The sequence below is a fragment of the Streptomyces sp. AM 4-1-1 genome (assembly GCF_029167625.1).
Classification (GTDB): Bacteria; Actinomycetota; Actinomycetes; order Streptomycetales; family Streptomycetaceae; genus Streptomyces.
In genome coordinates this window covers 6,452,606-6,466,743 of sequence record NZ_CP119145.1, presented here as the reverse complement: position 1 = coordinate 6,466,743, position 14,138 = coordinate 6,452,606, and the positions used below count along the sequence as shown (strand labels likewise).

Genomic DNA, 14,138 nt, shown 5'->3' with positions numbered 1-14,138 from the left:
GAAGGGCGACGGACCGGAGGACGGCGGGCGGAAGGTGGCGGAGCACGGATGAGTACACAGCACACGTACCGGGTGATCGTGCGTGGCACGTGGGACGGATTGACGGACGAGGCGCGCGCCCGGCTGCTGGCCGAGGTCGAGGCGCACGGACTGTCGGCGATGCGGTTCTGCGAGGAGGGCTCGCTCTCGTACGACGCAGCGCTGAAGCACTTCAGCTACCGCTTCGTGGTGGTCTCGGACGCGCGGGACGGCGAGGAGATGGCCGCCGCGATCGCCGAGGACCGGGCCGGCACCGCGCTGAGGGAGCGTGGGTACGGGCACGGCGAACTGCGTTCCACGGTGACGGACATGGACACGATGAAGATCAACCACAGGTCCCGCCGGTAGGGCCGCGGCCGCACGGGCGTCCGGAGGCGGTGACCGCCGTGGCCACCGCCTCCGGACCGGCTCCGCGGCCGGCCAGGGGGCGTCCGGTTCCCTCCGTACGCCCTGCGGGTGGTGCGGGGTGTTCAGCGGCCGGTGGTGCGGGGTGTTCAGTGGTCGAACACGGCCTTCTGCACCTCGTCGGGGCCGCCGAACTTCTTCTTGCTCACGCTCGACAGCTTCTCGACGAAGGCGTCGTCCGCGCCGTTCTTCTTGGCCCGTGAGACCAGGTCCTCGCGGCTGGACGGGTAGTCGGCGCCCTTGAGGGCCTTCTGCAGCTCGATCGGGTTGATGTTCGCCATGGCGGTCTGTCCTCCTGTCGTCCGTACTGCGCGAAGCCGCCCGAAGCCGCTCCGAACGGCGTCCTCAAGGCGTACCGCGTCCACGGAGCGCGCCCACGGAACGCCAGGCGTTCGGGGTACCCGCGGGACCGTGTTCGAACCAGTGCTTGGCGACGCGCGGCGGATATCACCCGGACGGCTCAGCGCCCGGGGCTCTCCGGTCGCGGGATCGGCGCGGCGAACCCATCCTCCGGTGGCGGGCGACGCCCGTCCGGCGGCCGGGCTCAGGTCGTCGCGCCGCCGACGACCGGCAGCTGGAGGGTTCCGGTGCCCCCGGGCCCGTTGACGACCGTGACGGGTGTGGCCCCGCGGTTGCCGAAATACGCGGTGTCGCTCGCCGCGAGCACGAAGTGCAGCCGGTGCCCCGCCTGGTAGCGGTGCACGATTCCCGGCAGCTCGACGGTGAAGGGTTTGCCGGGGTCCGGCACCCGGACCGGTGCGACCAGCCGGTTCACCAGTGTCTTCGAGCCGTTCGGAGCCAGGTCGTACACCTTGGCGAAGAGCACCAGCTTGTCGGCGGCGTCACCGCTGTTCCGCGTCCGTTCCGCCCTCGGTGAGACGACCCTCAGCGTGGCCCTCGGCGCGCCGACCACGTCGACGGGCGATGTCAGCGGGGCGCTGGTCCAGCCGAGGCAGGTGCCCGGGGTGTCATAGGGCCGGGGGTCGGACAGACCGATCAGAGTCGCCAGGGAGAACTCGGAATGGCTGGTCGGGACCGGCCAGTTGGTGTAGCGGCGGCTGCCCCGGGCGGCCACGGCCCGGCTGTCGACGAGTCCGCCGTCGCCGGAGAGCCTGAACGTCCGGGTGAGGGCGGGTGGTTCGGACGCGGTGCCGTAGCCGCTCCGCCAGTCGCGGTAGTAGGCGAACTCGGGACCGGTGTCGGTACCGGTCCGGTGCCGGAGGTAGCGGTCGAACCAGGCGAGGACCCGTCCGCCGACGTAACTGCCGTCGAGGTTCCCCTCGGTGAGGTCCCACTCGCCCGGCACCTGGCCGCCGCTGTGCCCCCACGCCTGCCAGATCATCTTGACCTCGGTGCCCCGCGCCTTGAGGGCCCGGTAGGTGGCGGTGGCCTCGTTGAGGTTGAACAGGGTGTCGTCCTGTCCCTGCACCAGCAGGGTGGGGGTCTCGATCCGGTCGAGGTACGACACCGGCGAGACAGCGCGCAGGTAGTCGATCACGTCGGCGGCGCTCCCGTCCTTCAGACGGCCGGAGTTGAGCAGCCGTACGGCCTCGCAGACCCTCACCTCGAAGTGCAGACAGCTCAGGCTGCCGAACCTCGAAGGGTCGAGGCGGGGCACGAGGAGCGGCTGCCCCTCGCCCATGAGGTAGAAGCCGTTGGTCCACTGCCATTTGAAGACCCCGGGGGTGTCGGACGAGACCCCTCTCCCGGCCCCGGTGTTGTTGGGGGCCAGGGAGTACGACAGGTCGTTCCAGGTGACCATGGGGACGATCGCGTCGACCCGGTGGTCGACCGCGGCGGTGGCCAGTTGCACGGCGCCGCCGTACGAGCCGCCGATCATCCCGACCCTCGGATCTCCCGGCCCGTCCTGGGTGACGTAGTCGGCGTGGCTGCCGTCGTCGGCGTCACGGGACCCGGCGAGGAAGTCGATCAGTCCGCTCGCCGCCCGGCCGTCGGTGTCCGGGGCGTCGAGTGCGATCAGACAGCCGGACGCGCCGAATCCCAGTCCGGAGTAGACGAGGGCAACATAGCCCCGGTCGGCGAAGGCCCTGCCGATCGCGTCGGTGGTGCCGTCCGACTTGCTGCCGCCGAAGCCGTTGGTGGCGAGGACGGCGGGGGCGGGGTGCCGGGCGTCGACTCCGGCCGGCCGGTAGAGGTCGGCGTCCACCGTGCAGGAACGGCCGCCGGCCGGGACGGTGAACCGCAGCGGGGTGACCGTGCGGGCGGCGGTGCCGGAGGCGTGCGCCGGGGCGGTGAGGACGAGCGGCGCGGCGAGCGCGGCGCAGGCGAGACCTGTGAGAGTTCTACGGAATCCAGGGACGGCACGCGACACGAGGACCTCCAGACCGAGGGCACCTTACTGACCGGTATGCAGCGAATCACGATCATGGTGTGGCGCCCGTCATAGCCGCGTCAACACCGCCGAACGGGGCCCCGGGAGGCATGATCGAACAGTTGACCGACACATTCGGCGCGTTGACGGAGCCTCGGTCGATGCCGGACCGGTCACGCCGGGCCGGTCGTACCGAATCACTCACGCCCGGCCGATCACGTCCGGCCAACCAGGCCCCACCGATCACGTCGGACGTGGGTCACCGCTCCAGCTCCAGCCTCGGCACATCGGGGCGGGACAAGCCGAACGTCTGTGCGTACAGGGAGAGTTCCGCCTCCAGTGCGCGGATCATGGTGTCGGCGCGCCGGAATCCGTGGCCCTCGCCCTCGAACGCCAGATAGGCGTGCGGAACTCCACGACCTCGCACGGCGGCCAGGAACCGTTCGCACTGGACCGGCGGGCAGATCACGTCGTCCAGGCCCTGGAGCAGCAGGAACGGGGTGCTGAGCCGACCGGCGGCGGTCAGCGGCGAGCGGTCCCGGTAGCGCTCGGGCACCTCGTCGAGCGGACCGATGAGGGAGTCGAGGTACTGCGACTCGAAGTCGTGGGTCCCGTCGGTGGCCCACCCCGTCAGGTCGAGGACCGGGAAGAGGATGGTGCCGCAGGCGTAGACGTCGGTACCGGTCAGGGAGGCGGCGGCGGTCCAGCCACCGGCGCTGCCGCCCCGGACGGCCAGCCGGTCCGGGTCCGCGGTCCCCTCGGCGGCAAGGGCCCGCGCGACGGCGGCGCAGTCCTCCACGTCGACGACGCCCCACTGTTCGCGCAGCCGTTCGCGGTACTCCCTGCCGTAGCCGGTCGAGCCCCCGTAGTCGACCTCGACGACGCCGATGCCGCGTGAGGTGAAGTAGGCGACCTCCAGATCGAGCACGAGCGGGTTGCGGCTGGTGGGCCCGCCGTGTGCCCACACCACGTAGGGCGGGCGTTCGTCGTCCGGTCCGGTCCGGTCGGGGCTGTGCGGCGGATGGACGTGGGCGTGGATCTCACGGCCGCCGGGGCCGGAGAACGTACGGACGTCCGTCGTCGGGTAGTACGCCGGATCGACCGGGTCCCGGTGAGGTGCGCCGATGACCCGGGTGTGGCCGGTGGCGGTGTCCAGTTCGACGACCTCGTACGAGCTGTGCGGGCTCGCGGCGACGCCGATGACGCGGCTGCCGTCCACCGCGAGGGTGGCCGCCCACTCGGTCCTGTCCCCCGCGACGTCGACCAGTTCACCGGTCTCCGGGTCGAGTATGCCGAGCGTGTTGGTGCCCTTGCCGTGGATGACGGCGATCGTGCCGTTCTCCAGCGGACGGAACCAGCTGAGGCCGATCTTCCAGAGCGCCCCGCCGAACTCCTCCTCCCGGCCGGGACAGAGCCTGCTGGTGGGCAGCACCGCGCGGGCCACCGAGCCGGGGCGCAGGCGTTGCGGCTCCCACCAGTTGCCGATGTCCGAGACGAACAGCAGCGAGCCGTCCCGGTCCCACTCCACCTGGGCCACGGACTCGTCGATGTCGCCGACGACCGGGCGGGACCCGGTGAGGGAGCCGTTCACCACGTCGGCGACCATCACCACCGTGCCGTCCCACGGCATCCGCGGGTGGTCCCAGGTGATCCACGCGGCCCGTCGCCCGTCCGGGGAGAGCTTCGGCCCGGTGACGAACCGGTGCCGGTCGTCGGTGAGTTCCCGTACGGCCTCCCGGTCGCCGGCCGCCGAGCCGTCCAGCGGTACGGCTGCGATCAGCCTGCGCAGATCGGTCGGCCCCGCCCCCGTGAACTCCTCCAGTACGCACCAGACCTCGCCCCGCTCACCCTGGTCGAGGTGGAGGTGCGGGTCGACCCAGCGCAGCCCGCCGCCCAGGTCCGACACCGGGGTGAGCGGCCAGGGTTCGCCGGGCCCGTCCGGGGCGTACGCGTACAGCCGTTGGTCGGCGAAGTCGACGAACACGATCAGCGGGCCGCCGTCGGGCCGTACGGTCCCCGCCCACGGCTGTCCGCCGTACTCGATGACGCGGCTGCGGACGTCCCACGGGGCGGGCAGCACGGAGCCGGTGGCGCCGTCGGCCCGGCGGCGGATCAGCGCGCGGCGGCCGTTCTCGGCCGGGCGCGGCTCGGTCCACCACACCTCGTCCCCGACGACTCCTACGTGGTCCGGACGGCCGTCGTGCGAAGCGGCGAGCGCCGCGTCGACGGGTGACGGCCAGGTTCCGTAAGCCCCGGTGGGCACCATGGTGGATTCCCCTGTCGCTGGGTGCGGAGTCGTACCGGCCGGACCGTGTCGTCGCGAACGGCGGCCGGGCACCGTTCGCGACGACACGGTCTACGCCGTGCGCAGGTAGTGGTCGAGGACCCGGACGCCGAAGTGCAGGGCCTCGACCGGCACCCGTTCGTCGACACCGTGGAAGAGCGCCTGGTAGTCGAAGCCGACGGGCAGTTTCAGCGGTGAGAATCCGTAGCCGGTGATGCCGAGCCGGGAGAACTGCTTGGCGTCGGTGCCTCCCGACATGCAGTACGGCACGACGTGCCCGTCCGGGTCGAAGCGTTCCACCGCCGCGCGCAGTCCGGCGTACGTCGGGGAGTCGACCGGTGCCTGGAGGGCGACCTCCCGGTGGTCGAACTCCCAGTCGACGTCGGGTCCGGTCAGCCGGTCGAGGGTGGCGCGGAACTCGTCCTCACCGCCGGGGACGGTCCGGCCGTCGATGTACGCGGTGGCGCGGCCAGGGATCACGTTGACCTTGTACCCGGCGTCCAGCATGGTCGGGTTGGCGCTGTTGCGGACGGTCGGCTCGATCAGCGCGGCGGCCGGGCCGAGCTTGCCCAGCAGTTCGTCCACCTCGAAGCCGGGAGAGTCCAGGTCCGCGCTTATGCCGTGCAGCGCGGCGATCTCGGTGAGCGCGGCCCGCACGGTCGGGGTGAGGCGCACCGGCCATTCGTGCGCCCCGATGCGGGCGACGGCCGCGGCGAGCGCGCTGACCGCGTTGGCCTTGTTGACCTTGGAGCCGTGACCCGCCTTACCGTGGGCGGTGAGCTTGAGCCAGCCGGTGCCGCGCTCGCCCGCCGCGATCGGGTAGAGCGACATCCCCGGCCCGGCGTGGAAGGTGAAGGCACCGGACTCGCTGATGCCTTCCGTACAGCCCTCGAAGAGCCCGGCGTGCCGGTCGGCGAGAAAGCCGGACCCGTCGTCGGCGCTGGCCTCCTCGTCCGCGGTGTACGCGATCACGATGTCCCGCCGGGGCCGGACCCCGGCACGTGCCCAGGCCCGTACGACGGCGAGGACCATCGCGTCCATGTTCTTCATGTCGATGGCGCCGCGGCCCCATACGACACCATCCCGGATCTCCCCGGAGAACGGGTGGACGGTCCAGTCCGCCGCCTCCGCGGGCACCACGTCGAGATGGCCGTGCACGAGGAGGGCGTCGGCCGACGGGTCGGTGCCCTCGATCCTGGCGACCACGTTGGTGCGTCCGGGGGTGCGCTCCAGCAGGACGGGTTCCAGTCCGGTGGCGGCGAGCCGTTCGGCGACGTACTCGGCGGCGGGGCGCTCGCGGCAGTCGCCGCCGCCCCGGTTGGTCGTGTCGATCCGGATCAGTTCGGAGGTGAAGGTCACCGATTCGTCGAGCGCCCGGCCGTCGACCGGGCCGGTGTCGGGGCTCCGGGCGGGCGAGGCGGTGGTCGGTGCGGACGGGGCGGTCGGTGGCATCTCAGCCATACTGTTCCTCCACGGCGGACGACACGATCGTCGTCACCGCCTTGAATGTGCGGATGCCTTCGTACATCGTCGCGCTCGTGTAGGCCACACGCCGCTCACCGCTGGGGGCGACGCCGGGGACCACGGTGGCGGCGGCGGACAGGTGTTCGGCGTCGAACTCCAGCTCCACCGTAAACGGACCGCCGTCCACCCGGGCGTGACGCACCGCCAAACCGGCCGCCTCCTCGGCCGCGGCGCGGATGTCGGCGGCGGTACGGGCCGGGGTCCGGCACACCGCCGCGTACCGCGACACATGGTCCTTGACCGCGACCTTGCGGGCGGCGGGGGCGTACCCCTCGGCGTCCTCGCAGGTCAGGTCGTCGCCGGTGACGAGGACGACCGGCACACCGTACTCGGCGGCCACCCTGGCGTTGAGCAGTCCCTCGCCGGCGCGCACCCCGTTCAGCCACACCCCCGTGATGGAGTTGGCGAGATAGGTGTGGGCGAGGACACCCTTCGTACCGGCGCCCGTGTGATAGCCGACGAAGGCGATGCCGTCCACGTCCCCGTGCTGGACGCCCTCGACCATGCTCAGGGACTTGTGTCTGCCGGTGAGCATCCGGGCCCGGTCGTCGAGCCGTTCCAGCAGGAGGTTGCGCATGGACCAGTGCGCCTCGTTGATGATGACGTCGTCGGCGCCCCCGTCGTAGAAACCGAGAACCGCCGCGTTCACGTCGGAGGTGAACATCGCGCGGCACCGCTCCCACTCCGGGGTGCCGGGCAGCACGTCGGCGGGCCAGGTCACCCCCGTGGCGCCCTCCATGTCGGCGCTGATCAGGATCTTCATGAGGAGTCCGTCTTCTCGCGGGTCGGGGTCGTCCACTCCGGTCATGGCACCGGCCGCCGGTACCGGTCCGGGATCGGTCTCTGTGTCTGCGTCGGTGTCGGTGTCTGGGTCTGCGCCGGTCTGTGAGGACGTCGGATCTGAAGAATGCCGGATCTTGAAGGATGTCGGACGGGTTCCTGACGTGGTCCGCCCATACAAGCATCTTCACCGTCCGGCCGTCCCCCCTCCCGGTCAAGATCCGATGCCCATCTCCCCCGTCCGGAACAGCGCCGCGTCCTTCCGCCTCGCCGGGCGGCCGGGACGCCCCGCGAGGAGGCCGGCGGGACGCCGGCGGCCCGGTGCGCGGACCGACAAGGGTGCACGCCCCGTGTGTGGCGGGCCGGAACAGGGGCACGCGGTGATCGTGCCCGCACGCGAAGAACTTCGTACGGCGCGCGGCCGTCCCGGAACGGCGACACGGAGCAACGGTCCGCGGCCGTGGTCCGGCCGGGAACGCGCCGGGCGCGTCCGGTGAACGGCCGGACCGTCCATGACCTCCCGTCATGGACGGTCGGGCGGGCCGCAGACAGAAAGGTGTGAAGGATGGCCACGACGCACGACCGCCCGACCGATCTCGCCCCCGGTTCCTCATCGGACCGTCCCTCCGAAGCGTCGACGAGTGAGCTGGTCGGCCTCGCGTCGGAGCAGATCACCCGGTTGGCGCGGCAGGAACTCGCCCTGGCGCAGGCCGAGATGGTGCGCAAGGGCAAGCGCTTCGGTCTCGGCGGCGGCCTCTTCGGCGGTGCGGGCGTGGTGGGCTTCGTGGCCCTCCAGACCCTCGCCGTCGCGGCCATCGCCGCACTCGCGCTGGTCCTGCCGGTGTGGGGCGCCGCTCTCGTGGTGACGGCGGTGCTGTGCGCGACGGCGGGGGCCTTCGCCCTCAGCGGCAGGAAGCAGCTCGGCCGGGCGATGCCGCCCGCCCCCGAGCAGGCCATCGACGGTGTCAAGGCCGACGTGGCGGAGATCAAGGAAAGGACACACCGATGAACGAGAAGTCGCACGACAGCGGTTCCACCCCGAGCCCCGAGGAGCTGCGCGAGCGGGTCGAGGGCACCCGTGACGAGCTCGGCCGGACCGTGGAGGCGCTGACGGCCAAGGCCGACGTGAAGGCTCGGGCGCGCGACATGGGGGCGGAGCTGAAGGACAGGGTCCAGGGCGCGACCACGCACGCCCGCGACGTGGCCCGCGCCAGGACCCCCGAGCCGGTACGGGAGAAGGCGGGACAGGCCGCCGGGCAGTTGGCCGACGCGGCCTCCTCGCTGGGTGTCGCCATCCAGGACAACACCCCGGACGCCGTACAGGAGAAGGCCGCTCGGGCCATGGGGGCGGCCCGGGACAACCGGGGTCTGCTCATCGGGCTCGGGGTCGCCACGCTGGCCGTGGTCTGCCTCGTCCGCCGGGCCCGACGCGGCTGACGTACCCGGCGCGTCCGTCACCCCGGACGGGGTGGGTGCCGACGCGCCGCACTGATGCGGGCGCTCCGCTCCCACGGTGGGCGGGTGCGTACGCCGAACGGGTGTTCCGTGTGCGCGGGCCGTTCTTCCCGCATCGGGAGGACGGCCCGCTCGGCGTTCGGCCCCCCGCCCGTACGGACGGGCCGGATGGCGGTCCGAGCCGGCGCCTCGAAGGGAGCCGGTCCGACGGGAACCGGACCGTTCGGCACCGGTGCCTCCTGCTGACAGCGGCGATCACCCCCGGCCTCCGAAGCGGGGCGGCCCCCGGCCCGGGGCCGCCCCGCTTCGTCACCCACGGGCCCGTCCTCAGGCCAGCCGCGCCGGAAGCTCCCCGTCCCGCGTCCACGCCAGCAGCTCGTCCGCCGTCCACGACGTGACGACGCGGTCCACCGGCACCCCGCACTCCTCGGCCCGCGCACAGCCGCGGATCTGCCAGTCCAGCTGCCCCGGCGCGTGCGCGTCGGTGTCGATCGCGAACAGCACGCCCGCCTCGACCGCTCGGCGCAGCAGGCGCCGTGGGGGATCGAGCCGCTCCGGGCGGCTGTTGATCTCCACGGCGGTGCCCGCCTCCGCGCACGCGGCGAACACCTCCTCCGCGTCGAACTCCGACTCCGGGCGTCCCCGCCCGGTCACCAGACGCCCGGTGCAGTGTCCCAGTACGTCCGCGTGCGGATGGCGAACGGCCGCGATCATGCGCCGCGTCATCGCGTCACGGTCCATGCGCAGCTTCGAGTGGACGGACACGACCACGACATCGAGCCGCGCGAGCAGTTCCGGTTCCTGGTCGAGGGAGCCGTCCGGGAGGATGTCGCACTCGATTCCGGTGAGCAGCCTGAACGGTGCCCACCGCTCGTTGAGTTCCGCCACCTCCGCCAGTTGTCGTCGCAACCGTTCCGGCGAGAGACCGTGGGCGACGGTCAGCCGGGGAGAGTGATCGGTGAGGGCCGCCCAGCTGTGGCCCAGCCCCTGGGCCGCGCGGCCCATGGCCTCGATCGGGCTGCCGCCGTCCGACCAGTCCGAGTGCAGATGGCAGTCGCCCCGCAGCCGGGCGCGCAACGCCTCACCGCCTTCGGCGAGCGGCGCCGCGGCCTCTTCCTCCAGCCGCTCCAGATAGTCCGGTGTCCGTCCGGCCAGGGCCTCGCGGACCACGAGCGCCGTCTTCGGGCCGATCCCCCTGACCGCCTCCAGTGTCCCGTCCGCCGCCCGCCGGGCGGCCTCGCCCTCCGCCATCGCATCGACCACCCCCGCAGCGGTACGGAACGCCTGTACGCGATACGTGGCCGCGCCGCCCCGCTCCAGCAGGAACGCGATCCGTCCCAGCGCGTCGACCGGCTCCACCACCACCTCCAGGCCCCCTCGTTCCACGGTCGGGCTCGCCGCCCTCACCGGCGTGCGCGGGCCGGTGCGGCCGGCCCTGTCGTCCGTCCAGTCTGGCGCGGCCCGCACCCGCTCGCGCGGCGGGGCCACGCACCCGCAGCGCCCCCTCGGCCCCACGCGTCCGGCTCGTCCGCGTGCGGGGACTTTGCGCGGGCCGGGGTTTCCGGCCGCCGAATACGGCAACTCGACAGCAGTCCCCGTTGTCCCTCAAGGAGCCGTTGTGGTCCTCCTCGCTCTTCTCGTACCCCCCGTGATGATGTGCGTCCTGCTGGCCATGGGGCGCTACGAGGAACGTGTGTTCGCCGAGCCTCGCCATGAGCCCGCCCACGCGGCCCGCCCACGTCATCTGCGCGTCGTGCCGGATCTGCCGTCCGCCTCCGCCGCGACCGACCGGTCCGCCGATGCCACGTCCCTGGACGGGACCCGCCGCGCGGCCTGATCCGCTCCCCGGGACGGTCCGGGCCGTGGCGGAGACTTCCCGGCCGCGCGCGATCACCGGAACGCTCCCGCCGGTGCCCGCCGTCCACGCGGCCGGCACGCTCACCGCGCCGCACTCCTGACGTCCGTGGTACCGGACGAGGGGCCCCGGTCGTCGGAACGCTCAGTCCTCGTGGCCGAGTTGCAGGTCGCGTTCGGTACGGCTGCCGCCCGCGACCTGGAGCACGGTCGCGACCGGCGGGTAACCCGCCGCGATCACGGTGTACTCACCGGACGACAGGTCGACGAAGCGGAACGTCCCGTCGGCTCCGGTGGTCAGCGTGTCGACCACGTTGCCCGCGGCGTCCAGGAGCGTGACGCGTGCGTCCTCCACCAGCCGTCCGCCGCCGGCCCGCACCACTCCCCGCAGCACGGCGCCACCGGCCAGTTCGATGTCCTGCCGGGTCTCCCTGGCCGCCTGCACGCTCACCGGCAGGGCGGCGGGCCGGAAGGCGGGTGCGCCGGCGGCGAGGGTGTACTCACCGGCCACCAGCTCGGTGATGACGTATCCGCCCTGATGACCGCTGCGGGCCGTCGCGACCACCTCGCCACGTACGTCGGTGAGGGTGACGGCGGCGCCCGGTACGGGACTGCCGTCCGCGGTGACGACCTTCCCGGCGAGCCGTCCCGCACCGCCGAGCACGACGTCGATCTCGACGGGCCGCTCGCCGACGGTGACGCTGACCGCCTGCGGCTGATGGCCGCCGGCCGCGGCGATGAGGACGTACGAGCCGGAGCCCGGGACGCTCAGCGCGTACCGCCCGTCCTCGTCGCTCGCGCCGCGCCCGATCTGCTGTCCCTGGACGTCGATGAGGGTGAGGGCGGCGCGCGGCACCCGGGTGCCGTCGGGGTGCTGGACGTGTCCGCCGACCGGGACCCCGGGGGCGGCGTTCCCGGCGGGCGGTGCGGCGGAGGCGGTGCGGGCGGCGGGGACCGGTGCGGGCTCGGCGGCGATGTCGGGGGTGTGGTGGGACACCAGCGGTTTCTCCTTGAGGAAGAAGGCGAAGAACAGGCCGAGCGCGAGGACCGGCACGAGATAGAGGAAGATCCGGGGCATCGCGTCGGCGTATGCCTGGATGTAGCTGTCGCGCAGCGCGGGTTCCAGGGCGTGGACCAGCTGCGGGGTGATCGATTCCGGGGCGGGGAGGTCGACGCCGGTCGGCAGGCGCACGGCGAGCGCGTCCGCGAGGCGGCTCGCGAAGAGGGTCCCGAAGACGGCGGCGCCGACGCTGCCGCCGATCTGCCGGAAGTAGTTGTTGGCGCTGGTGGCGCTGCCGATGTCGGACGGCTGTACGGAGTTCTGCACGGCGAGGACGAGCACCGACATGATCAGGCCGATCCCGATGCCGAGGACCGCCTGGTACACACCGCATTCGAAGCGCGGGGTGTCCGCCTCCAGCCGGGACAGCAGCCACATGCCGACGGTCGAGACGGCGGAGCCGACGATGGGGTAGAGGCGGTAGCGCCCGGTACGGGAGATCAGCTGGCCCGAGATGACCGACGAGGCGACGATGCCGCCCATCATCGGGAGCATCAGCAGGCCGGACTCGGTGGCGCTGGCGCCGCCGACCATCTGGAGGAAGGTCGGAAGGTAACTGGCGGCGCCGAAGAGCGCGACGCCGACGACGGCTCCGACCAGGGCGGTGACGTTGAAGATGGAGTCGCGGAACAGCCGCAGCGGGATGATCGGTTCGGCCGCGCGCCGCTCGACGAGGAGGAAGAGCACGGCCGACACGGCGGCTCCGGCGGCGAGTCCCAGGATGGTCCGTGAGCCCCAGGCGTACTCCGTACCGCCCCAGCTCGTCAGCAGCACCAGACAGGTCGAGGCCAGCGCCAGCAGGAGTGCGCCGAGGATGTCGAGCCGGGGCCGGACGGCGGGCCTGGGGAGTTTCAGTACGACGGCGATGACGGCGAGCGTGCCGAGGCCGAACGGGACGTTGATGTAGAAGCACCAGCGCCAGGAGGCGTGATCGGTGAAGAAGCCGCCGAGCAGCGGGCCCGCGACGGACGCGAGACCGAAGGCCGCGCCGATGAGCCCCATGAACCGGCCGCGCTCGCGCGGCGGTACGACGTCCGCGATGATCGCCTGCACGCCGATCATCAGCCCGCCGCCACCGACCCCCTGGACGGCCCGGAACGCGATCAGCTCGTTCATCGTGCGGGACCAGCCCGCCAGCGCCGAGCCGATCACGAAGACGATGATCGCGAACTGGAAGACGCCCTTGCGGCCGAAGAGGTCGCCGAGCTTCCCGTAGATCGGCAGTCCGATGGTGGAGGCGAGGAGGTAGGCGGTGACCGCCCAGGACATCTTCTCCAGGCCGTGCAGCTCGCCGACGATCTTCGGCAGCGCGGTGGCGACGATCATCTGGTCGAGCGCCGCGAGCAGCAGCGTGAGCATCAGGCCCAGGAAGATCATCCTGACCTGGCGGGGGCCGAGCTCCACGATCGGTGCGGGCGGTGCGCCCGGCGGCGGTGCGGTGCGCGGCCCGGCGGCCGGAGCGGGTGCGGTCGCGGCGGAAGTGCCCGGTCCGGGTCCGCCGTCGGCACCGGCCGGCCGCGCCGTGTCCGTTCCCCCGGCCGCCCCCGCGTCCCCTTCGCCGCCCGGCTCGTCCTTCACCAGCGTGACCCCGCCCACCACGTACCGCTCCCCTCGTCGCGTCTGCCCCGGCCATTTCCGCATCGGGCGAGAAGCGAGGGCAAACGCGGCCGGGGGGCGTCCGCGGCGTGTTCCGGAGGCTTATCCCCGGTGGGAGCCGCTGCGGGGTACCAACGGCCGACCGGGGAAGACCACCCGAACCGGTGAGGAGCGGAAGACGTCCCCGGGGGTTACCGGGGTCGCTTTTCGACCTCGGTGGCGAGATTCAGCAGCAGCTCGTCGTAGATGCGGCCGAGGCCCTTGGGGGCGAAGGTCCTCTCGAAGAACCCGCCGATGCCGCCCGCGCCGTTCCAGACGGTCGAGACGACGGCCTGGGACTTGCCCTCGCCCGCCGGGGTGACGGTCCAGGTGGTCACCATGGAGGAGTTGCGGTCCTTCTCGACCAGCTGCCCGTCGGTCGGCTCGGTGACCTCCAGCAGGCAGTCACGCACCCGCTTGCTGGTCGCCTGGAGCTTCCAGTGGACGAGGGTGCCCTCGCCGTCACCGCCCTCCCTCACCTCGTACTCGCTGTACTGGCCGGGCAGCACCTTGCCCCGGGTCTCCCTGTAGTCCGCCAGCGCGTCGAACACCGTCTCCGCGTCCGCCGCGATGATCCGCTCTGTCGTGGCCTCGACCTGCGCCATGGCTGTTCCTCCAGCACTCGGTTGTTCGGGGTGTGCTGAGCCAACCACCTCCGGCACCCCGCTCAAAATCCGCGGGAAGTCCAGCGATGGGCGAGGGGGAACGAAAGGGAGGAAACGATCATGGGAACAAATGTTCTATTCTCTGAGCAGTGCTACCGAGGAGGC

General features: G+C 72.3%; 12 protein-coding genes. 4 read left to right on the top strand and 8 right to left on the bottom strand.

Annotated elements, in window-relative coordinates:
* Nucleotides 1-48 precede the first annotated feature (48 nt).
* On the top strand, nucleotides 49-387 hold the full coding sequence (locus PZB75_RS27375; protein WP_275537959.1) for a DUF6204 family protein: 339 nt from the start codon (nucleotides 49-51) through the stop codon (nucleotides 385-387).
* A 146-nt stretch (nucleotides 388-533) separates the two neighbouring features.
* Here the strand turns inward: PZB75_RS27375 and PZB75_RS27370 are convergent, their stop codons facing one another.
* The 5 genes from PZB75_RS27370 to PZB75_RS27350 form a co-directional block, all read right to left on the bottom strand.
* Nucleotides 534-725, bottom strand: coding sequence for a DUF2795 domain-containing protein (locus PZB75_RS27370; RefSeq protein ID WP_275537958.1), 192 nt, complete (start codon nucleotides 723-725; stop codon nucleotides 534-536).
* A 263-nt stretch (nucleotides 726-988) separates the two neighbouring features.
* The gene (locus PZB75_RS27365; protein WP_275537957.1) at nucleotides 989-2,776 is read right to left on the bottom strand and encodes a CocE/NonD family hydrolase; all 1,788 of its coding nucleotides are present in this window, start codon (nucleotides 2,774-2,776) and stop codon (nucleotides 989-991) included.
* A 259-nt stretch (nucleotides 2,777-3,035) separates the two neighbouring features.
* Complete coding sequence (locus tag PZB75_RS27360; RefSeq protein WP_275537956.1) at nucleotides 3,036-5,042, bottom strand: prolyl oligopeptidase family serine peptidase; 2,007 nt, start codon at nucleotides 5,040-5,042, stop codon at nucleotides 3,036-3,038.
* A gap of 90 nt (nucleotides 5,043-5,132) precedes the next feature.
* Nucleotides 5,133-6,512, bottom strand: a complete 1,380-nt coding sequence (locus tag PZB75_RS27355) for a M20/M25/M40 family metallo-hydrolase (protein ID WP_275538891.1) — start codon at nucleotides 6,510-6,512, stop codon at nucleotides 5,133-5,135.
* 1 nt (nucleotide 6,513) lies between these two features.
* The gene (locus PZB75_RS27350) at nucleotides 6,514-7,347 is read right to left on the bottom strand and encodes a M55 family metallopeptidase (protein ID WP_275537955.1); all 834 of its coding nucleotides are present in this window, start codon (nucleotides 7,345-7,347) and stop codon (nucleotides 6,514-6,516) included.
* 582 nt (nucleotides 7,348-7,929) lie between these two features.
* On the opposite strand from PZB75_RS27350, the gene PZB75_RS27345 reads away from it, so the two are divergent.
* Nucleotides 7,930-8,373, top strand: a complete 444-nt coding sequence (locus PZB75_RS27345; protein ID WP_275537954.1) for a phage holin family protein — start codon at nucleotides 7,930-7,932, stop codon at nucleotides 8,371-8,373.
* Nucleotides 8,370-8,801 (top strand): DUF3618 domain-containing protein, encoded by a 432-nt coding sequence (locus tag PZB75_RS27340; RefSeq protein ID WP_275537953.1) that lies wholly within the window; start codon nucleotides 8,370-8,372, stop codon nucleotides 8,799-8,801. The genes PZB75_RS27345 and PZB75_RS27340 overlap by 4 nt, the downstream gene beginning before the upstream one ends.
* A gap of 345 nt (nucleotides 8,802-9,146) precedes the next feature.
* Here PZB75_RS27340 and PZB75_RS27335 read toward each other — a convergent pair whose 3' ends face one another.
* Nucleotides 9,147-10,178 (bottom strand): PHP domain-containing protein, encoded by a 1,032-nt coding sequence (locus PZB75_RS27335; protein WP_275538890.1) that lies wholly within the window; start codon nucleotides 10,176-10,178, stop codon nucleotides 9,147-9,149.
* 259 nt (nucleotides 10,179-10,437) lie between these two features.
* Here PZB75_RS27335 and PZB75_RS27330 point away from each other — a divergent pair, with 259 nt between their 5' ends.
* A complete protein-coding gene (locus PZB75_RS27330; protein WP_275537952.1) occupies nucleotides 10,438-10,656 on the top strand; it encodes a hypothetical protein in 219 nt (72 codons plus the stop codon).
* Between the two features lie 162 nt (nucleotides 10,657-10,818).
* Here PZB75_RS27330 and PZB75_RS27325 read toward each other — a convergent pair whose 3' ends face one another.
* Together PZB75_RS27325 and PZB75_RS27320 are read right to left on the bottom strand one after the other, a co-directional pair.
* The gene (locus PZB75_RS27325) at nucleotides 10,819-13,332 is read right to left on the bottom strand and encodes an MFS transporter (protein WP_275537951.1); all 2,514 of its coding nucleotides are present in this window, start codon (nucleotides 13,330-13,332) and stop codon (nucleotides 10,819-10,821) included.
* 188 nt (nucleotides 13,333-13,520) lie between these two features.
* Nucleotides 13,521-13,973, bottom strand: coding sequence for an SRPBCC family protein (locus tag PZB75_RS27320; RefSeq protein WP_275537950.1), 453 nt, complete (start codon nucleotides 13,971-13,973; stop codon nucleotides 13,521-13,523).
* Nucleotides 13,974-14,138 lie beyond the last annotated feature (165 nt).